Source organism: Exobacillus caeni (assembly GCF_005747095.1).
GTDB lineage: Bacteria > Bacillota > Bacilli > Bacillales > Guptibacillaceae > Exobacillus > Exobacillus caeni.
The window spans coordinates 1-20,310 of record NZ_SWLG01000002.1 but is presented as its reverse complement, the minus strand read 5'-3'; the positions used below and the strand labels follow the sequence as shown (position 1 = coordinate 20,310).

Genomic DNA, 20,310 nt, shown 5'->3' with positions numbered 1-20,310 from the left:
TTTGACAGGTGATTTTAAGGTCTCATCAATCTAACTCACTGCCCATCCCTTAAGTAAACTTAGTGATACCGAACCAAGCAACATAAAACTAAAAAAATTATAATATCTCGGGATAAGGAACCTTTTCTGCACATTTAATAAAAAACACCTTTATTGGCGGATTATTATTAACAATAAGCATATTATTTGAGGGACGTCTTCCGTTGCGCTACTGTCAATGGCCGGCATTATGGAAGGCGTCTTTTCCATTCTTCAGGGTTATTAAGGATATTATATCCGTCAATCCCGGACATCAATCCCCGGACAAACAATACCGTCAACATTTGGACGTTTTTAAACAGCATTAACACCTAGTGGTAAATAGAATGTCATTAGTGGTACATTTCACTGGCCGTAATCAGAAGTCACCGGATTAATGTGACCGTCAAACAAAACTAATTGACGGTTACAAGGGATCTCTTCTTCCAAAAATGCTAGGAGAAGAGAAATGAATAATCGAACATTTACTTGGATCATCGATACTTCAAAGTTTTCTATTCTAAATCAATACTCATCTCAAAATGCTAACAAGGTCTGGGACAACGTACCTGTCCCCTTGTCCCTTCCCCATGTCCCTCTGGAACACGAAAGAGCTATCTCCGAATTAAAGATAGCTCTTAACGACGCTTACACATATATTTTTTAATCCATTTAACTGCTTCTTCAAAAGGCGGTCTGGTTTTATCATTTGCCAAAGCAGATGTCCAGGTAAAAACCTCATCATCAACGACAAGATCGTATCCATTTAAGTCTAAAAAAACAAATGCAGCAAGATAAGAGGTTCGTTTATTGCCATCTTTGAAGCAATGGCCTCCAGCAAGATGATAGTGATACACTGCAGCTTTTTGTTCAATAGCAGGAAAACGTTCCAAACCATCAAAACCAGACATGGGTAACGCTAACTTTGCTTCCAGTTTGCTTCTTTCTATACCAGGTAAACCGCCTAAATGTCATATCATGCAACTCTATTACATCCTCCACGAGGAGATATTCACACTCTATTAATTCTTACTAAGCTTCTCCAAGGCTTTACCGTTTGCTTCAACAGCTTTATTATAACTAGCCTTGATTCTTTCTTGACGCTTCGTAGTTTGTGTTTGTTTAATGGAAGTTGTGTTCATTTTTTTATCATTCCTTTTCTTTCCCATATGGTAATCACTCCCATATACCGATGTTTATGTTAGGATAGCCATACTTAGGAAATTTTAATCAATTAGGAATTATATAATATTTACCCCACTTATCTCTACTTTACACGAACACACAAGACAAATCTACCAATTTAGCAGCGTGCAATTTGAAATTTCTTACTAAAATCATGCCACCAAGGCCTGGGACAACGCACCTGTCCCCTTGTCCCTCCTTGTCTTTTTACTTTTTTTCTTTTTTGACATTTCACTTATCCTTGCTTTTGGACTTAATAGATCCTTTATAAGTACAGCCGAAAATCTATGAAAGCTCCAATCGATCTCTTGTCAGATGTACTTGCACCATTTCATTACTCTATAATCTAAGTGCATAAAAATATTAGCTATTCTCCATTCGCAACTGTATATAAGGATTTATCCCTCTTTTATATCGGCACCTTTCTCGCTTTTGTTAATATATACCAACTGATTTCACTTACATAATTGAGGTCAAAAATCGAGTTAAACGAACAAATGCCTTAATCAAACGTTTGATTAAGGCATTTGTTCGTTTATATATGTTTTTTATTCTTTACCATTTACTGATATAGTATAATATTACCATTAAGAGGAGGGGGATTTATGAGAAAAACTAGAAGTGATTGTACAGTTGGAACTTTTGAGAAAAAACACGGCTTACCTCCAGGGTCTATCCGTAATCCAGATGGTAGAGATACAAGAAGTGACAAAAAAATTGGAACTATAAGGAAGGAAGGACAAAAAAGAAAATAAACCATTATTCTTAAAATGGACCAAAATTCCAGACGTGGCTGTTTTTTTGTATCTTCCTTCTTAAATAACTAGGTGAATGAAATTTTTAAACGAACCCAAGCTTTAATCATACACTTGATTAAGGCTTGGGCTCGTTTTCTGTAGACCTAACTTTATCATTTGGATTATCGATACTTAAAGTCTTTTATAATAAGGCTCTACCTGAATCATGAGAGGTACCTGTCCCCTTGTCCCTCCTAAAAATGTTTTATAATCCACGCATGTACTTCCGGAATTCGATTAAGATAAAGTGTAAGATGCCCATCCACTTGATTAAGATGACTTTCTGCTTGCGGGATATGCTTTGACAACCATTCGCCATGGCTATACGGCACCATAAGGTCTTGTTCACCCTGCCAAATTTGCAGAGGAACCTTAATATCAGACAAAGAGAATCCCCAATCTTTTGTAAAAGCAAGGTCATCATCAAACCAGCCGTAAATCCCAGTTTTAAGAGAACCGTGGAAGAGTTGAGCCAATTGTTCACCAAAGGAGCCTGTAAAGACGGCTTTGTCAGCGTCACTCAATAAGGTGCTCATATGTGCTGCCATTTCTTCCGGAGTTGAACTGAGAATAGCAGTTCTCTGTTCTTCAAGGTATGGTTTAAGCTTTCCTTCTCCCTCTATTGCTGCTCCAAACTCTTCGACATTATCCTCACCCATACCCGCCAAAAACTCCAAATCCTCAGCGTTATATGGAGCTATCCCTGCAAGGCAAGCTGCCGCCACAACACGATCACTAAGCAAAGCGGCACAGGCTAATGCATGCGGACCGCCTCCAGAGATACCCCAGGTAGCGAATCGTTCAATTCCTAACGCAGTTGCTAATTCTGCCGTATCCTTAGCAGCTGATGCAACTGTTCTTTCTGATTGTCGAGTAGAGGCTCCGTACCCTGGTCGACCATAGCTGATGAGCCTTAATCCCTTTTCACTCGCATCCTCAATATGCTCTTTAAATAGTCCCGCCGATTGTGGCGTCCCGTTATGTACAATTACAGCAGGTCCATTCTCTATACCAGCTTCCACAACATCCAGGTCACGTCCATCAGGAAGTGTGATGGTGTATTGTTTGATCTCCGACATACTTTATTCCCCCTTAAGCTGAATTATAAAAATAATATCACTTCCGGCGAACACAGGAAAGAATGTTTTTTAATAATTCTGAATAAATCTCCATAAAAAATCAGATTCTATTTTATACCTCCAACTTTAATAGACAGCGAAGTGAAAGAAATAATTAAAACGAACACAAGCCTTAATCAAATGTTTTATTAAGGCTTGTGTTCGTTTTCTAAATAGCTATTTTTATTATTTTGTTCATTTCTTCGAAGCCTTTCATTATAAAAACACTACTCATCTGATACGCTAACAAATGCTGGGACAATGTACCTGTCCCCTTGTCCCGCCGTTAGTATGCCGCAGACGTGAAGGTTTTGGCAATATGGGTGGTCACACTTCCGTATTTATGCTGCATGGAGGAGGGATAAGAAATGATAAAGGTATTAAATGAATTTTCCCCGAAGAAGAATTTTTTATAGTAGATTGTTCCGGCTTCTTCATAGGAGATTACATACCAGTCATCAGCCAGTCTTTTGTATGCTATATTTGTTGTGATACTCTCCATATCTTGTTTGTAATAGGTGCCGATTGTTTCCCCTTGTTGAACTGTATTGGTATGACCTCCATAAGCGGTCACCGTGAGCTCGCCATTTCTGAAAGTTCCTCCATCACCATTGGTAGGCGGCGGATCCATGGTCATCCCCTCAGGAATTTGCAGGCTGAATCCAAAACGTTCATTGTTGTACGTACTATAAACTATTGACTTTTGGTTCAATGGATTCGCTTTTGTGGCTTGATGTGAATCTTTTTTAGTGACTTCAGATTTATCTTTATCTTCTTTCTGCTTTTTCTTTGGGTCTTCATTCTGAACCTTTGTTTCCATAGCTTTTAGTCCCATATCTGCCTGCTCCATAAGTTTCTGGGACTGAGATTGATAAACAGCCAGATCTTCGTCTTTTTCAAGTTTTGGCTCCAGATCCTTTAATTTGTCTTGAGCTGTATTAAAGCTTTCCTTCTCAATCAGGCTTTCTATTAGCTTGATTTCTGCCTCAACTTTCCTCGTTTTGTTCACTATCTCCATGATTTTCGATTTTAGCCGGGTTGCTTCTTCTTCAACGGTTTTAAGTCCATTTTTTCTTGCAATTACGGTTTCAAGGGATTCCAGGGAAGAGTCATAATCCTTCTGGCTGTATTCTGCAAGTGCATTGTCCATTTGATTGGCTTGATGGTAATAAGCAGCAGCGGTTCTGTCACCTTCTTTTTGCTGAAGTGCTCTCTCAAATTGCAGTGCAGCTTGATGGTATTCCTTCTCACCTAGATGATCTATGCCTTTTTCGATATACCGATCATATTCCTGATTTGAACAGGCAGCCAGTACTATCATAATCGTGAGTAACAGACTAAGTCTTTTGCATTTCAAATGTATTCTCCCATTTCATTTATATTATAATAAAATTTCACCAAACTTCAGTGATAATGCCTCTAGGGGGGACATAGGGACAGGTTCCTTGTACCATCATTCCTAAAAATATAGGGAAGAGAAATAAACTATTAAAAGAACACCAGTCTTAATCCAACATTTGATTAAGAATGGTGTTAATTTTAAAGTCCACATTTTATCATTTGGACCATTGATCTTTAGAAGTCACTTTTCAAAAACAATACTCATCTGAATTCGCTAACAAGGCCAGGGACAATGTACCTGTCCCCTTGTCCCTTAAAGCTCATCTATATCTTCAACAGACCAAACAGAATATCGGCCGTCTACTCTTTTAACTAAATAAGAGGATTCAAAGGTTTTGTTCTTGGTGGTACCATCTGAATAGTGGATATCATATACTTCTCTCAGTGTTACCAGTTGTCCATCCGATTGATTTTTTGCATCAATCATTTCTACTGATATGACATCTTCAGTGATTCCCTTTGAAACGATATAATCAATGTAATTTTTTGATTCAGGGTAGGCCTTTCCGTCTGGATGAAGGAGCGGTTCAACTATAGAAAAGTCTCCCTGGTTCATTGCTTTTACACCAGTATAAATATAATCCACCATAAAGTCCCCAACTGAAGAAGATAATTCTTCAGGAGATGCGACAGTTTCCTCCACTGGATTCAATTCCTCTTCTTTAAATTCGAGAAAGATCTCATCTGTATTCATAACTTTAGCTTCTGCTGTTTTAATGACTCCTTTTTCTCCCTGGTATTCGGCATGAAGAACGATTGACCCATCTACAGGCATAGGTCCGAGTTCATAGTAGTTTCCTATTTTTTTACCTGTGCTTTTCCCGTTTACGAACAGTGTACTATCAGATTCATTCGAACGGATGACGATATAATCTCCTTCAAATTCTAGGACCACATCCACCGTATTGTTATAAGCTTTTTTGAAATCAATGGCTGCTTTCTGGGCTAGTTCGCTATATTCCCCTCTATATTTCCCTTTAACTACTTGTTCACCTGGGAGCAAACCGTTGATTTCCAGTGTATCCTGAAGCTCCTTTTTGGTACCGTTATATTCTACTTCTACCTCAGGCATATTGGAAGAAACCATTAACTGAAACGGAACGGCTTCAATTATATATTGATCATAAAGCCCCCATTTCTTTTTGGTATCTTTCATCACTCTGAGTAGTTCGTTTCCGTTGGATGTATAGATGCTTTCAGAAATAGAACCCTGTGTGATGGATGAGAATGATTCATTCAATCCTTTTGTAACCTCTACCTCATTTTCTTTTAGGAATTGAAGGTAACTTTTTAATTCCTTATCCTTTACCTTATGGCCTACAGTGGAAAAATCCATCATGTCTCTGGCGCCTTCAAGATCACCTTGTTCAATCGTTTCTTCAAGCCCAGCAACCACATTATGAGGCGAGTAGTGGTTTTCAAGAAATTTATGTCCGCCAAATAACGCTATCGCAATTACTCCCAAAGCTACCCAGGTAAACTTTGCTTTCTTGCTCATTGGCTTTTGTGGTCGACGGCTTTGTGGTGCCTTGTTTTCATGATGAACAGCCGCAGTTTGGGCACTTTTAGCTTCCTCCAGCTTATGGCCGCAACTGGTACAAAAACCTTTTCCAGATTGCAATTCGCTACCGCAATTTTTACAGTATTTCATTAATGAGCTCTCCCGTCCCATACAAAAAGTGAACAAGGGAACTTTTTCCTTGTTCACTCATTTGATTAATAGAATGATAATCTTTTAAAATATATTCATGATTTGTTCCATATCTTCTATAAAGCTCAAGACACTTGTACGGACAACCAGATATGCGATTAGCATGGATAAAGCTGAAGCACCGACACTCCAATAAACTCTATTCACAGGCTTTCCGATTTTCAAAGAGAAATCATAAACAACGATTGCAGGCATAATGAAAGTAGTAAAAAGCAAAGATAATCCAGTTAAAAGAAGGGTTAATTGAATCGAACCAGCCAACCCAAAAATGATGGCGATTACGTTCATTGCAGCAAAAGGAATGATGATACTTCCAAACTGACCGATAATCCCCTTAAATGATAGCGGTTCCGACATCATTTTAATAGCTGCAAAAGAACTTAGCATGGCACCAGCTATAAATAAAAGCACAAACATAAAGATGGGAGAAGCAATATCGAAGAAAGGTAATGATTTGGCACCCATTCCTTCACCAAAGGCACTTCCAAAGCCACCCATCATTGTCTTGAACAATTTATTTGCCAGGAAGTAAAGACTTAAGCTAAAGGCGACTACATAAACAGCAATGGTGATTAAACCGTTCGTAAAGTGTGTTTCATTTCCTGTTAAAGCAGCAGATGGACGTTTCAAGACATCAAGAGCAAAATTCCAATACTTAGAAACTCCTTCTTTCGCTTTATTCAGATTTTCATTCGTATAAACAGGCTGACTTTGAGCACTAGCTGCAGCAGCTACTTCTGGTTTGGCCGACGGCTGGGCAAAATCGGAGGCTTGTGGTGACAGGTCTGCTCCGCAGCTTCCGCAGAATTTACCAGACTCTTGCTGGGTATTGCATTGTGGACAAGTAATCATTTGAATTTCTCCTTCAAAATTTATAGTTTGTTTCGGTCAGTGTTTTTAATATTAATAAATTTAATCTTAAAGCCTGAATCCGTTTTAATCAGTGTATAGACTTTATCCTTTTCGTAATCGGTCTTTTCACCTAAGTGGTTAGTAAAAATAAATTTTTCGAACGTAGAAATCTCATAAGTCGTCTCATTGACCTTCCTGGTTTCGGTGATTTCATTTTCGACAAAGTCATAAGTATAGCTCTTGCCATCGTTTTCTTTAATGTATTCCATAAGTTCTTCCTCAGCAAAACTTCCAGGTGCCATGTAATCAGCAATAAGGTCGAAATTATGCTGATTCAGGGCATTCTCATAAGCATCACGGAAGTCCAGAACTTTCTGCTCCACATCGTCAGAGCCATCTTCAGAATGGTCTGTACTAACGGCTGCCACTGCGTTCTCTTCAAAGGTAAAATAAAGACTTCCCCAGACATCATCTCGTTGGGTGATTTGTTCCGATTTCAGCTTTTTTCCATCTGTACTTGTTAATTCTGCATACAAGGAAACCTCTTGATCTTCAGGGAACGGGCCAAGTACGGAGAATTCCTCCAGTCTCTTACCAGTACTTTTACCATTCACAAAAAGGGTAGCTTCAGGAAAATTGGTTTCAAAATGATAGCTTTGGCCAGGAAAGGCAATCTTAATTTCAGAAGTATGATTATTATTAGTGCTAATATGTATTTCTTCAGTAACCTTCATTTGGCCAAACAAGTTGGAAGCGACATCAGAAATGGAATATGTACCTGGATAAGCTTTCGCAAGATTAATAGGTTCATCTTTCTTTAAATCGGCACTGATTTTATCGATAGAAAAGGTTGGTTGAATCAAGATTAGAGTTCAGCACCAACTGATTCGGAATTGCTTCAATCTCAAAGTCTTTATAGAGGCCCAGAACTGAATCCTTTTTAACCCTGAATAGGTCATTCCCATTATAGTCTGTGACCACCTCATCAAACTTCGATTCGTTGGACAGGATTTGCACGAATTGCTCCCTGATGCTATCCCAATCTTGCGCCTTTATATAGGACAGATAGTGCTTTTTATTTATCAGTGCATCTTCCTCTAGTACTATTTGATTAAAAAATGCGTCACTATCCTCATTGGTAACTGCTCTATCCATGGCTTGAACATCCTTCATCGGATTCAGAATGGAAGATACAATAAAGTGAGCAGTGATGATTCCTATGACCACTATCCCCAGGGTGATGATAGAATATTTCTTCTTTTTTGACATAGGTTCTCTTGGTGTGATCTGCGGTGCTTTTCCAGTTTCTCCTTTAGTACCACCCGCTCCGCAAGAAGTACAAAAAGCTTCCCTTTCTTTCAGAACCGCACCACATTCAGTGCAGCATTTCAATTTACCCCCTCCTTCTTCTAATGAATAGAAAATATAGAAATTAATTCCTATTACGTTGTCCTATTATACCAGATTTTCGACAAAACTTTGGTCTTTTTTCCATTTTTTTATAAAAAAATGGACCGAGGGACACAGGGACAGGTTCCTTGTCCCTTAAAGAGGAGAGAAGAAAAGAGAATATATTATTAAACGAACACAGGCCTTAATCAATGATTAAGGCCTGTGTTCGTTTTCCGCCAAACTTCTATTTGGATTATGGTATCCAAGATTCACTTATTCAAAAAATAATACTCATAAGAACATACTGACAAGGACGGGGACAGTGTACCTGTCCCTCTGTCCCTCTGTCCCTCCTAGAACAAATCGCTGATTGTGCCTGTTTCGGGATTCACCAGGTACCATCCACGTGTTGCAGTGTGTCCTGGTTCTCCCTCATTTTCGATAATGTCGTATACGTGGATGACATATTGTCCATCCTCGTCATGATCATATTCAATGATTGTACTAGAATCCGGGCTTATGCCAAGTTCCTCTCTAACGGCTTCAATCGCTTCTTCTGCCGTCATGGCGGTTTCATTTTCTTGTGATGGCTCTCGGTAAACTTCAGAAACGTCATAGAGAATCTTTCCGCTATTTTTATCAATGCCGATCAAGCCATTGCTTCCTTTAAAGATGTAATATGTGGTATCTATCTTTCCTGTACCTACTGGATTATAGGCTTTACCCGCAGTCTCAGCCACAAATGATACACTGCCAGTCTGGGCATTTTCCCTCAAATTTGATGCTGCTTCTTCCTTCGTTAAGTTAATTGGTTTTTTCCAGTACCCTGCCCATTGAAGATTTTCAAAGCGCCAATTTCCATCTTCCTTTTTTCCCTCGATAAAGATTTTATACCCGCCGCCCAACTCCTGCTCTGTTTCGACCGTTTCTATTTTAAAATAGTCCGGTCGGTTTTCAAGAACTTTAAACCGTGTATTTAAGTGGAGCGCCCAAGGCAAAAATTCAGCATCGCATTCACAGTAATAGCCATTATCCGAGAAGAGAGGTTTTAAGATACTTTCTTCAAACGATGGCGTTGCAATTTCCTGGAAGCGGGATTGCAATTTCGTGTAGTCAGGTTTATTTCCGTAACCATTCTTGTACGTCAATGCAAAATTGTACTTTTCACTCCCTATACGAAGTATCTCAAATATTTTAGAGTAATGGCTTTCGATAAAGCTTTTGATTTCCCCTGCTGTTGCTGGTTTTGGCTCGATCCAATCCACGATCCTGACAGGGATTTCTTCCGTTAATTCTAAGTTATTAAAACCATCACCGGAGCCGTTCCCGCTAAGTCCAAAAAATTCATTTTTAGCGTTATAAGTGATTTTTAGTGCGGTGTTCTTTTCTTTCGGAAACTCAGGAGCCGTTATTGCCAGCACTTTTTCTCCTTTGCTGTTTTCCGTTACTTCCGCTTTAACTGTCTCTTCATCGCCTACTTCAAACGTGAGATTTTTATAATCGATTTCTTGCGTTTTTTCGTTCATGGTTAAATAGTTTACGAGGTTTTGTTTAATCGCCAGTTCATAGGTTCCTGATCTTTTCAGATTAATTTCTTCGGGAAGTTTATCAAGCCCCTTCACCTGTTCACAGCTTCCAAATGGCAGTACAGGCTTAAATAACTTTTCCGCAAGTTGGATCTCGAGCAATCGGATATCACCTACCGTGTCGACTACCACATTCATGCTTGCTACTGGCTGAAGTTTCGCCTCTGCACATGTAAATGCTAAATCATCAATGTCTCCACCGATCGCCGCCTTTGCTTCACCCTTTAGACCTCCGAAGCCTTCTACTCCGCCTCCGATAATTTCAAGATAGCTTAATCCAAGTCCCGCAAACGCGCCAACCTTTGCTTCTGCTTCACCTTTACCAAGCGCTGTAAAATCAAAATCAAAGATGCGTTTGCTAATGGGGGTCGTTTCCTTCTTTTGATAGACAAATCCGTTCTGGTCATCGACCTCTACACTTATTACCGCTACAGGATCTCCGGAAATCGTACCTTTCACACCCAGGTAGATAGTTCCTTTTACAAACAGGCCAGCAATAGGGGTCGGAATGATCATTTTTCCAAGCTCTGCTTTTTCTGTTAAAAGAATTTCTTCTTTATTGTCTTTACCCACACCGTCATTGTCCATTCCCCAGGCCTTTTTGCCAGTCTTTTTAAACTTTGATCCTTTGATTCGGACCGTGAGATCTTGATCCACTTGCATTTTTTGCACGAAGTTAAAACGATTAATCTTCAAGAAGCCCATATCGACATCTGCCAGAATTTCAGGGTCCAGGAAGTTCATAGTACCGTCAACAAGAACGCTTCCTTTTTTTGTCGCGATTTCAAAATCATTGACAGTAACCTTAAAGCCTTTTTTCGTATCAACATTCACAGTCGGAACCGAGTATTCGTTTTTCTTCTCAGGCGCACTATTTGAAGAGGCAATCATGGTATTCGGCGAGTAAGCGGTAATGCCTTCGATAGATACGTTCTGTGCTGCAGTAACCGTAATATGTTTTGCCTCAATCGGATAGGTTTTGTAAATATCCAGCTTGTTAAAAAGTTCCGTAAATTCTGGACGAGTAACATAAATTGTAGCTGTTCTAAAACCGTTATCTATTTCGCTAACCTTTACAGCTCTACCTTCAGGGTTTTCCGCTGAGGGGAGAACTAAAATGTCGTCTCTCTTCACCTTTTTGCTAAACTTCTTGGACACTTTAATTGCATTTCCGCTATTTTCTGTTATCACACTTCCAGGAACTTTGATTATGTTGGGATTTTCAACAATCTCTTCCACTTCATCTCTCGTAATGATGAATTCTAAATCATATGGTTTTGTTACAGGCTGGCCATTTGTATATTTTAACTTTTTAATCGCCAGCTTATATGTAGATCCTTTTTTATAACCGCCATCTGGAGGCTTTATCAACAATCTCGTCCCTTTATCAGTGAGCTCACTGGTGATCGGTACGCCAGCTCCTTCACTATCTGTAATCGAAATGCCGTTCAGTAATCCCTCATCAAGTGCTTCCGGAAAGGAAAACTCCCAGACTTTATCGACAGGAACATCCAGTTCGATATCCTTTAGCTCTTCCGGTTCCACGGTTGTTTTATTCGTCTCCGGGGCTCCGTTCACATCCTCACTCGACGCTGTTAACGTGTTGGCATTAAAATGGTTATAACCAAAATATCCCCCTGTTAATAGAAAAACCAATAATAAAATAATACCTAAGACTTTCCTATTCAAGCTCTTCTCTCCCCCTCACCACTAATTCTTTATACCTATGTTATTATACCTGACGCAAGTGTCGGAGGACAGGTACATTTATCAATAACTGGAAATACGGGACAATGTACCTGTCCCCATGTCCCTCAAAAAAATGAAACTATTTTTCCTCCAGCCCCGTTTTTATATTGAGGCCGGCCAGGATAAGGAGTGTAGCAATGGAGGAAAGAAATTCTTTAAATGATGACTATTCTAGAGATCGTTCGATTGAAAGCTTAGTTAATGAATATGGATATGAGGTATATAAGCTTGCTTTCTTTTACTTAAAAGATAAAGGGAAGGCGGAGGATATCGCTCAAGAGGTTTTTGTTACATGTTTTGAAAAGCTATCAACCTATCAGGGGGAAGACGCACAAATAAAAAACTGGTTATTTAAAATCACGACAAACAAATGTAAAGACTATTTAAGAAGCTGGTCATACAGAAAAGTTTTCTTCTCAAACATTTTTTCTGAACGAGAAAAAAGCCATGAACCTACTCCGGAAGAATCAGTCTACATAAAAGAAAGTGAAAGCCAGATGATTAAGGAAGTACTTAATCTACCAATAAAATATCGTGAAATCATCATTCTTTACTATTATCAAGAACTAAAGATGCATGAAATAGCTAAGGTATTACAAATAACCGAAAATACCGTAAAAACAAGGCTGCGAAGAGGAAAATTACTATTGAAGAAAACGATGGAAGGGGGAAATCACTGAAATGGAAAAAGATTTAAATAACCTCCGAAGGATCGCAGATAAAGCACTCTTTGATGACCCATCTCATGAACAGGTGGTGAAAAAGAAATTAATGACAAGAGTACAAAATATAGAGTCCTCACCTGTTATAAAATCGAGGAAGAAATTATATTTATCTTTTGCTTCAATCATTGTAGCATTTTCAATCTTTGGGCTCAGTTTCGTCTCGCCAGCTCTGGCAAACATCTTGCAAAAACTGCCTATCATTTCATTTCTTTATGATGACCACCAAAAAGATATTGGACTCGAGAAGGCAAAAGAAGTCGGAGTTGCAGATGAGTATAAAAAAACAATCGTCTCGAACGATGTTGAATTAACGATTACAAATACCTACTATGATGGAGTGAATCTCTCTGTGGGATATGAACTAAAAAACAATACTGATAAGATATGGGAACTGCCACCAAAAACCCCTGGCTCATCTCTCATTCTAACCATTCCAAACTATGATATAAAACTCAATGGGGCGAAAGCATATGGTGGATACGGAGAAGACTTCGATGTAAAAAGCGACAGATCCTATGAAGGCATTTTAAATATTTACCCTATCGAATTTCCTGAAGGAGATAAAATCACATTAGAACTAAGTTTCTCTGAAATCCAAGGCGTTAAAGGAGAATGGAGCTATAAGATTCCAATATCAAAAGAAAAGACAAAAGAAAATGTTCAATCATTCTCTCCAGACTATACAGCCAAAGGGCTCGGAGGAGAAATCACAATCAAATCCGTCACTTTCTCCCCTACCGGAATCGAACTTGAGACTGAAACCATGGTCGAAAAGGGAATGGGACAAGACATCTTATTTAGCATTAAAGACGTTGGGGCTGACGAAGGAGTATCAGGACACACCGAACTTTTAGATGATGGCAGGGAACTTGTTATTAACCGATCAACCTTCCCTCCGATAAAAGAGATTCCCGATAGTATAACTATTAAGGCTTATAGTATGAATGACAGATCAAAAAGCATAACGTTTACGGTACCTTTAAATAAATAGAAGAAGGGATCAAAGGAAAGTACAAGAACAACACCTCTATTCATCAAACGTTTGATGAATAGAGGTGTTCCTTTTTTTGAACATTCTTATTGATGGCCGTCCACTCCAGAAAGACATTCGAGCAATAATGTCTTTTTTCGGTGCCTGGCACCCTTCACATACACATAGACATCAGCATAATTGTTCCTTAAAATAAGTAATTATATTTTTTCAGAGGAGCACTTCTAACATGAAATTTGTTCGTTACTTTTTTCTCATCTTGCCATTTGGTTATATGGGGTTAATCTGGTACTTATCGAGCCATCCTCAGGATCATGTAATCGACACAGGACTCTCCTATGATTCAACAATTAAAGAGGCCTTGCATTTAGTAGAGTTTGCAACTTTATATGTTCTCTGGCTGCTGTTCTTCTATGGTTTAGGGAAGCTTACGCCAGCAACCAATAAGCTAAGCGCATTCCTTGCTATAGCTTATGGTTTTCTTGATGAGATCCATCAATCGTTTGTCCCTTCTAGATCCGCCACTTTAATAGACTTAATTAAAGATACTATTGGTGTTTTGGTTTGTTACATTATTCTCAAACAGATTTATAAAAGTCAAATCGAAATAAAGGGATCAAATAATATTGAAAAGTAAATGAAGTAATAAAGAACACACCCTTTAATCAAACGTTTGATTAAAGGGTGTGTTCTCTTCGGTGCCTGGCATCAATGTTCTATCTTCTATATTTCTTTCCTCGTTGCTCGATAAGAGGGGCTTTTGATCCTGTTAAACTATAGGTTTCTTTTGGAGGTTGAAAAGAATACCCTATAAATTCTTCTGTATCTGTATATAACTGTTTTATAAACTGACCTTCTAAAGACCCAAGTTCGTCTAATAAATCCGACACTTGCTTTTTTATCTTCTTAATAGATTCAATATTTCTTGGATGCCTAAAATCATCTTCTATATACCCAATATGCTCATGAATCATATCTAAAGAAACTTCCAAATGACCAATTAAATCCATGTCTTCTTGATATTCATCGCTGTATTGTCTTACCTTTTGGTTATCCCCCAACTTTTTCTGGCTCCAATCTCTTCACATTTGTAATGTCCACTCAAGAAAGACATTTCGATAAAATGTCTTTTTTGGGTGCCTGGCACCAATCACATGGCACCAATCACACTTTATTAATGATTTGGCCAATATTTTCGTAACCTTTTTCTCTGTGTCTGTTTAATAGTTTAATGAAATGCTTAAATGCTTCCATGTCCTCATATTTGAGTTTGATCACGACGTTTTTCAGAAGCATTTTATCTTCTGGTTTTACTTTTTTCTCTTTTTTGGATTCCCAGCCCAGAAAAGTCATACAACCGAACCTAATTGGAATCCCTTTATTTCGCATAAATATAAATACTTCTTTTATCTTTTGAAAAAATCCAGGGTAAACTCTTTTAAAAGCTACAAATACTGCTTCAGCTGTTAATAAATCTTCTATAGCAACAACTCTTTCCATTGATTAATCCTCCTATCTTTAGATACGCATTTCTCTACATATCGCATGAGCTATTACAGCTAGACATAAAATAAGCAAAATATTAAGTTAATTTTAGCGAAATTAATACCATCACATTTCCATATGTACTGTCACCTTGATTTTAGAGAACAAAGACATTAATCAAACATTTGATTAACACCCTTGTTCGCTACCTAACAAATCATTCTAATTATTTTTCAGCAGTTCTTTCGTGGCTTCCAGTATCTCGGTATCTTTCAATCGAAATTTAAATTCTACCCTCCGAGATTTTTCTTCATCATATTGACCCTGTTCATTTGTTTTTTCATCTAAAAAGGAACGCCCGTTAACTGTAATTTTTTCTCGTAGTTTCGTTCGAAAGCCCTTGTCGGGAAACCTTTCACTAAAAATATAGTGTGCTACGCTAAATGCCCGAGCTTGAGATAGATTTAAGTTACTTAAATAACCACCGACTTTATCTGTATGTCCTTCTATGATTATTTCTCCTATGTATGGGTTAAATCTGTCGCTGAGCAATACACCCATATACCTTGGAATGAACTCATTAAGGTCTTTTTCAAACTTTGACTGCAACTTGTCTTTTCCGTATTCAAACAGAACATTCCCACTAAAGCTGATCGCGCCTGTTTCAGGATCAACATCTATATCCAGCTCAGTATCTGAAAATTCTTCATTAAGAGCTTTAACGATTTCAAAACGAACACCCATAATCTGATCTATCGTTTGCTGATAATGAATGATTCCTTCGATTTTATTTTGGAAGATAAAGCTCGTTATGAGGAAAATAAGATAAAGCAAATCAATATGGTCGTTAACAAGTCAGTAAATGACGGCCAGAAGTGACTCTCTTCATTTTCTGAGCGAAATAACCGCTGATATTTAGTAATCATTTTATTTTCATGCCTTTCTCTTCAGCATTTACAATAAACGTTGATATATTGTTTGCCGATCGAGTAAAGGTTGAGACCGTTTGATTTAGCCGGTCAAGTTCAGTCTTTAGCCCACTCATTGTTTGCTGGATGTGAAAACTGCTTCCTTCTTGAAGAGTTGTTTGTAACAAACCCATTTCTTTTAATTTTTGTTCGACTAGTTTATTTGTAAATGTGATATAATCTCCCATTTTCTTAACAAGGTCTTTAAACCCGTCGTTCATACTGCTTCCTAAATAATCTTCTAGCTTTTTGAAGGTTGTTTTTAAAGATTCCATTTGCCCCTCAAATTGATGATCCCTGTTTTCATATGCAGCATTCATTTTTTCAATAATATTATTAACCTCTTGAATCAATAAATGATTTTTATTAGCTGTCTCCTCATAGCTGGCGGCAACTTCCTGCTGATAGTTAACAGCTTCACCAAAATGGGATTGGAATAAATTAAGTTGCTCATTAATCTTTTCAAACATCTCTTCTCGGTACTGCATAGTTTCTTGATAGACCTTCTGTTCTTCAGAAACTTCCTTCATTGTTTCTGATACAGCACTAATCGTGTTCTGGTATTCAATGAACTCTTTCGATAAATCCTGGATACTATCTGATAGGATAGAGGTCCTTTCATCCAATGATATTCGTAATCCCTCAATCTTTTCCGTGAACTCTTTTCCTAGCAATCCTTCTAGCTGACTCAAGTTTGCAGTTAGTTTTTCGGTTATTTTATCATTATGATCATTAAGTCTTTCATAGCTATCCTTTAAAAATGATTGTGCTTCACTAGTATTTTCAATCAGCTTTTCATTATTGTTAGCAATCCAAAAGCGAAATCTGGGTATTCACAAATTGACCATGTTGTTATAAACCCATACGGAATCTTCGTCATAGAAACCAAAAACTATCAAGATACTATTTACGGCCAAAAAGATCGAAAAATTTTCCCCAGAATGAAAGACCCGGAGTTTGAGCTGGATTTTTTCATTTGAAGTATGAACTTTAGAAAGTAATTTTAGTAATATTGAACTTCTTGAAAAGGGAATAAATCATTTAAATTGTGATCCAGCATAATGTCCATTATTAAAGAATCCTAAACCAATATCATGAAATATATCGATAACTATTTTTGTGGAAAAGGTATTTTGTAGAAAAACAAGTAATTCATTTAGTGTTTCTTTAGATTCTGCTCCCATTTTTTCTATCCTTGCACTAAATTTGTTCACGGATTCTTCCAACCCTATCATCCACCCGAGACTAAATAAATCCAGACAATGCTTACTTAAATAGTTTTTAATAAAGGTTTGATCTGACATTATATTGTTGATTTCCGATTGTGATAAATTAGTATAGTTCTTTAAAGCTTTTAATAACTCTCTCTCTGCTCCACCAAGAATGCTATTAAAATCCTTTGTCATCTGAATGTTTATTGCTTCCGATCGATTCATTCTTTAGTCTCCTACTCTTAAGATACTTTCATTCTAATAGAGTTGAAAATTGTAAGCAACTTCAAAATAATACATACATTTACAAATTATTCATCTATAATAGTACTATATTCTTAAAAATATAGAAATTTCATAAAGGGAGGTTCCTTATCTGGGTATATTTAATCGGTTCAAAAAGCAGGTGCTTTCAAGGTCTGAAATTAATCAAATTCTTTTAAATGAATGGGAGAATCATAAACCCGAGATTGACAAGGTGATCATATTAGAATGCAACAAGTTAGATGCCCAAGAAGATCTTGTCATAATGTTAGAAACTGGAATACATAAAGAGTTTGTATCAAAAGTTATCCTTGATCTTTTTATAGACAACTTCGGTTATGAGCTTGGTGAAATACATGGCTCTCCCTATGATGTTGAGAAAGTTAGAGAGATTCAAAACACTAAGGTTCTAAATTCCTTTTTTGACAAAATTGATAGGCAAGATCAAATAACTCCATTTCATAAAATTAAGAGTTTAAAATCTTGCTATGAAAAAATAGCGTCTGAAGCCTGCCGTATCGGAACCGAACAAGGAAGAGAGCATTACTTTCTATTTAAAGATTCAATCTATAGACGTTAATTTCTAAAAAAGCGAGGAGAAATAAGATGAGCATATCCATAAGTAATGATTTAGATGTTTTTATTAAAACAGATAAGCTTAGAAATAGTAAAAGTTTAGTAATCGGAAAGAGAAAAAGCTTTGGCAGAGTGGAAGAATGGGTTAACTTTGATATTACAGTTGGTAAGTATTCAATGAAGCCATTGATTGAGACGGTGAATTCCTTTAGTACTGAAGATTTTAGAATTATGTCAGGAAAAGGTTCAGACGACCTGGAGCTTTATATTATCGACAATGGAAAAAACAGTAAGTTTCTACATCTAAATCCGATAAGAATATCAAAGAGCGGTTTATTAAATAGTATAGGAAACTGGTAAGTGAATGATACAGGGGTGGTAGGGATGAACGAGGGTACTATTGTTCAAAAAGGAAATGCTTTTCACTGTGGAGAATGTTTCCAAGTTTATTTTAAGAGGGACAATAAAACTCTACCTGGACAATGCAAAAAGTGTTCCCATGTATTCTCTGATAAAGACCACAAAGCATACAGAGAGCTTAGAATTCTCGGTGGATTTTTAGCAATAGATGAAACTGCATATCGAGCAGCCGTAAAAGCTAATGATGTATCAAATTGGTTGAATAAGAGAAAGTAGTATAACTCCCCAATAGTATGTTATTTTGACGAACACACCCATTAAACCAACGTTCGATTAATGGGTGTGTTCGTTTTCAGTTGCCAGAATCACTCCAAAAAAGCGTCTTTTGCTTTAAAAACGCTATATCAATGTCTCGGTTTGCCCAAGTTGAACCGAAAGACTTTCCTGTCCCTCTTTAGAATGTATTTGTTCTTTAAGCCAAGAATTTTAACATCAAATCCTGCTTCCTCAAAGATCTCCCTCGGAAGTTTTCCTGTTTGATACGCGGAAATAAAATGATGTTTAAATTCTTCAGAATAGGTGATACTCTTTGAACTAACGGACTTTACATATGTTTGCCTTGATAGAATGGCAGCTCTTTCTCTGTAAAAACTTTCGTAGACATAACAAACTTCTTCACCATAAGTTATTTTATACAAAAAGCCCCCTATAGGAAGACCTTTTTTCAAAGTGTTTCCTATAGGGGGCTTTATACTTTAGTGTGACTTTTTAAGAGTTGCTTAATTTCCAGTGAAAAAATCAGCAAGGTATTCTGCCCATGCTTTATTCCCTTTTTCACTTGGAAGTTTTCCTTCTTCATCTAAATATGTTTTTATTTTTTCACTACCACCATCTGGCCATGCAGTCCAATGATCAAGGTATATAAAAGCATTATCTTCCGCAAATTCTTTTAATTCAACTATGCGTTCATTATAGTTAGCAGCATCAAAAATTGGATTTGGCGGTTGTATTAAAACGATTAAATCGTCATTATTATTCTTAAAAGATTTTATAATATCATTTGTAACATATAAAGTATCCTTTACAGACACTTTGCCACTATCCTTAAGAAAAAAAGGCTGAAGCAACAGAACGTCCGTCTCATTAGTTGCGATTTCTTTATAAAGCTCATCCCTATATATATTTAGCGAGTTTTTATCATTATAACTTTCAACTTCTATTTCAAAGATTCCATTTCCATATGCAGAGTCCAACTTCTCTTGCAGAATTGCTGGCCAACTATTTGAGTCCTTAGAAGTGGCTGAAGATCCCATTGCAACCATTTTAATTGAATCACCATTTTTTTCAGCGTTAACTATTAGCTGCTTAATATCTTCAGGCAGATTTGTCGGTAGCACTGAAAAATCTTTTCCTTCTTCATCCTTCTCTTTTTCTGGTTGTTTTTTCACTTCATCTCCCTTTAGCAACTCTGCTTTTGCTTCTGTTGTACTTCTTTCAATTTTCGTCTCCCAATGGATTTTACCGTAAATAACTAAAATAAATGACATTATACAAATCAAGATCAAGCCTAACTTTTTCATAGATCCCCCTATAGCACTTTCTTTCTATTATATTTATTGTCTTATTTTATCAGTTTATTGTCTTTTTTAGAATTATTTTACATTTTTTTGTAATTAAAACTTTTGGTTTTATGAAAATTAAAAGCATTAGTATGAAGAAATAACAGGACTAAATGTAAATGCTAGACTAAATATCCAAAGAACTGTAAGGAGTTTTAAACCTTTCATTAACCAAGCTTTAGAAACTTGCTTGAATGAAAACTTGGGAATGTAAGCAACGGTGCTAAAATCCCTAATAACAACGGTTTCAAATTCCCCAATAATAACGGATAATCATTTCTATATATTACTGATTTGGAGTG

At 37.1% G+C, this 20,310-nt stretch carries 22 protein-coding genes and 2 pseudogenes; 8 read left to right on the top strand and 16 right to left on the bottom strand.

All coding sequences use genetic code 11. The features are described from left to right. Positions 1-656: 656 nt before the first annotated feature. Positions 657-953 carry a type II toxin-antitoxin system death-on-curing family toxin gene (locus FCL54_RS03625; protein WP_342773852.1) on the bottom strand — a complete coding sequence of 99 codons (297 nt, stop codon included), beginning with the start codon at positions 951-953 and terminating at the stop codon, positions 657-659. A gap of 87 nt (positions 954-1,040) precedes the next feature. Further along, the gene (locus tag FCL54_RS23795) at positions 1,041-1,187 is read right to left on the bottom strand and encodes a hypothetical protein (RefSeq protein WP_171016667.1); all 147 of its coding nucleotides are present in this window, start codon (positions 1,185-1,187) and stop codon (positions 1,041-1,043) included. 621 nt (positions 1,188-1,808) lie between these two features. Here FCL54_RS23795 and FCL54_RS23790 point away from each other — a divergent pair. Further along, positions 1,809-1,958 carry a hypothetical protein gene (locus FCL54_RS23790; protein ID WP_171016666.1) on the top strand — a complete coding sequence of 50 codons (150 nt, stop codon included), beginning with the start codon at positions 1,809-1,811 and terminating at the stop codon, positions 1,956-1,958. Positions 1,959-2,194: 236 nt separating this feature from the next. On the opposite strand, the gene FCL54_RS03620 is transcribed toward FCL54_RS23790, so the two are convergent. From FCL54_RS03620 to FCL54_RS03590, 7 genes are all read right to left on the bottom strand, one after another. Then, positions 2,195-3,079: an alpha/beta fold hydrolase gene (locus FCL54_RS03620; protein ID WP_138123315.1), complete on the bottom strand. Its 885-nt coding sequence runs from the start codon at positions 3,077-3,079 to the stop codon at positions 2,195-2,197. Positions 3,080-3,404: 325 nt separating this feature from the next. Beyond that, positions 3,405-4,475: an outer membrane protein assembly factor BamD gene (locus FCL54_RS03615; RefSeq protein WP_138123313.1), complete on the bottom strand. Its 1,071-nt coding sequence runs from the start codon at positions 4,473-4,475 to the stop codon at positions 3,405-3,407. A gap of 297 nt (positions 4,476-4,772) precedes the next feature. Continuing rightward, positions 4,773-6,170, bottom strand: a complete 1,398-nt coding sequence (locus tag FCL54_RS03610) for a zinc ribbon domain-containing protein (RefSeq protein ID WP_138123311.1) — start codon at positions 6,168-6,170, stop codon at positions 4,773-4,775. A gap of 84 nt (positions 6,171-6,254) precedes the next feature. Next, the gene (locus tag FCL54_RS03605) at positions 6,255-7,082 is read right to left on the bottom strand and encodes a zinc ribbon domain-containing protein (protein ID WP_138123309.1); all 828 of its coding nucleotides are present in this window, start codon (positions 7,080-7,082) and stop codon (positions 6,255-6,257) included. A gap of 20 nt (positions 7,083-7,102) precedes the next feature. Then, entirely contained in the window at positions 7,103-7,945 is an 843-nt protein-coding gene (locus FCL54_RS03600) for a TcaA NTF2-like domain-containing protein (RefSeq protein ID WP_138123307.1), read from the bottom strand. Further along, positions 7,917-8,474 (bottom strand): TcaA second domain-containing protein, encoded by a 558-nt coding sequence (locus tag FCL54_RS03595; protein WP_138123305.1) that lies wholly within the window; start codon positions 8,472-8,474, stop codon positions 7,917-7,919. The genes FCL54_RS03600 and FCL54_RS03595 overlap by 29 nt, the downstream gene beginning before the upstream one ends. A 353-nt stretch (positions 8,475-8,827) precedes the next feature. Then, on the bottom strand, positions 8,828-11,749 hold the full coding sequence (locus FCL54_RS03590) for a hypothetical protein (protein WP_138123303.1): 2,922 nt from the start codon (positions 11,747-11,749) through the stop codon (positions 8,828-8,830). Between the two features lie 197 nt (positions 11,750-11,946). Between FCL54_RS03590 and FCL54_RS03585 the strand changes: the two genes are divergently transcribed. The 3 genes from FCL54_RS03585 to FCL54_RS03575 all read left to right on the top strand — a co-directional run bounded on the left by FCL54_RS03585 (position 11,947) and on the right by FCL54_RS03575 (position 14,162). Beyond that, positions 11,947-12,489, top strand: coding sequence for a sigma-70 family RNA polymerase sigma factor (locus FCL54_RS03585; protein ID WP_138123301.1), 543 nt, complete (start codon positions 11,947-11,949; stop codon positions 12,487-12,489). A 1-nt stretch (position 12,490) separates the two neighbouring features. After that, the gene (locus FCL54_RS03580) at positions 12,491-13,525 is read left to right on the top strand and encodes a DUF4179 domain-containing protein (protein WP_138123299.1); all 1,035 of its coding nucleotides are present in this window, start codon (positions 12,491-12,493) and stop codon (positions 13,523-13,525) included. Positions 13,526-13,754: 229 nt separating this feature from the next. Then, entirely contained in the window at positions 13,755-14,162 is a 408-nt protein-coding gene (locus FCL54_RS03575) for a VanZ family protein (protein WP_138123297.1), read from the top strand. 79 nt (positions 14,163-14,241) lie between these two features. On the opposite strand, the gene FCL54_RS03570 is transcribed toward FCL54_RS03575, so the two are convergent. From FCL54_RS03570 to FCL54_RS03555, 4 genes are all read right to left on the bottom strand, one after another. Further along, a complete protein-coding gene (locus FCL54_RS03570) occupies positions 14,242-14,586 on the bottom strand; it encodes a hypothetical protein (RefSeq protein WP_138123295.1) in 345 nt (114 codons plus the stop codon). A gap of 103 nt (positions 14,587-14,689) precedes the next feature. Beyond that, entirely contained in the window at positions 14,690-15,025 is a 336-nt protein-coding gene (locus tag FCL54_RS03565; RefSeq protein ID WP_138123293.1) for a hypothetical protein, read from the bottom strand. A gap of 207 nt (positions 15,026-15,232) precedes the next feature. Further along, positions 15,233-15,844, bottom strand: coding sequence for an OmpA family protein (locus tag FCL54_RS03560; RefSeq protein ID WP_246055124.1), 612 nt, complete (start codon positions 15,842-15,844; stop codon positions 15,233-15,235). Positions 15,845-15,932: 88 nt separating this feature from the next. Beyond that, on the bottom strand, positions 15,933-16,604 hold the full coding sequence (locus FCL54_RS03555; RefSeq protein WP_171016665.1) for a hypothetical protein: 672 nt from the start codon (positions 16,602-16,604) through the stop codon (positions 15,933-15,935). Between the two features lie 138 nt (positions 16,605-16,742). On the opposite strand from FCL54_RS03555, the pseudogene FCL54_RS24310 reads away from it, so the two are divergent. Further along, positions 16,743-16,907: pseudogene (locus FCL54_RS24310) on the top strand (nuclease-related domain-containing protein); the annotation flags it as partial. A 108-nt stretch (positions 16,908-17,015) separates the two neighbouring features. Here the strand turns inward: FCL54_RS24310 and FCL54_RS03545 are convergent. Further along, entirely contained in the window at positions 17,016-17,414 is a 399-nt protein-coding gene (locus FCL54_RS03545) for a hypothetical protein (protein ID WP_138123287.1), read from the bottom strand. 304 nt (positions 17,415-17,718) lie between these two features. On the opposite strand from FCL54_RS03545, the gene FCL54_RS03540 reads away from it, so the two are divergent. Genes FCL54_RS03540 through FCL54_RS03530 form a run of 3 tightly spaced genes read left to right on the top strand, consistent with a single transcriptional unit; the run spans position 17,719 to position 18,665 of the window. Beyond that, entirely contained in the window at positions 17,719-18,033 is a 315-nt protein-coding gene (locus FCL54_RS03540) for a hypothetical protein (protein ID WP_138123285.1), read from the top strand. A 26-nt stretch (positions 18,034-18,059) separates the two neighbouring features. Further along, a complete protein-coding gene (locus FCL54_RS03535; protein ID WP_138123283.1) occupies positions 18,060-18,389 on the top strand; it encodes a hypothetical protein in 330 nt (109 codons plus the stop codon). Positions 18,390-18,413: 24 nt separating this feature from the next. Continuing rightward, a complete protein-coding gene (locus tag FCL54_RS03530) occupies positions 18,414-18,665 on the top strand; it encodes a hypothetical protein (RefSeq protein WP_171016664.1) in 252 nt (83 codons plus the stop codon). Between the two features lie 194 nt (positions 18,666-18,859). Here FCL54_RS03530 and FCL54_RS24305 read toward each other — a convergent pair. Together FCL54_RS24305 and FCL54_RS03525 are read right to left on the bottom strand one after the other, a co-directional pair. After that, positions 18,860-19,053 (bottom strand): annotated as a pseudogene (locus FCL54_RS24305) (HTH domain-containing protein); the annotation flags it as partial. A 115-nt stretch (positions 19,054-19,168) separates the two neighbouring features. Continuing rightward, positions 19,169-19,969 carry an SGNH/GDSL hydrolase family protein gene (locus FCL54_RS03525; RefSeq protein ID WP_138123279.1) on the bottom strand — a complete coding sequence of 267 codons (801 nt, stop codon included), beginning with the start codon at positions 19,967-19,969 and terminating at the stop codon, positions 19,169-19,171. Positions 19,970-20,310 lie beyond the last annotated feature (341 nt).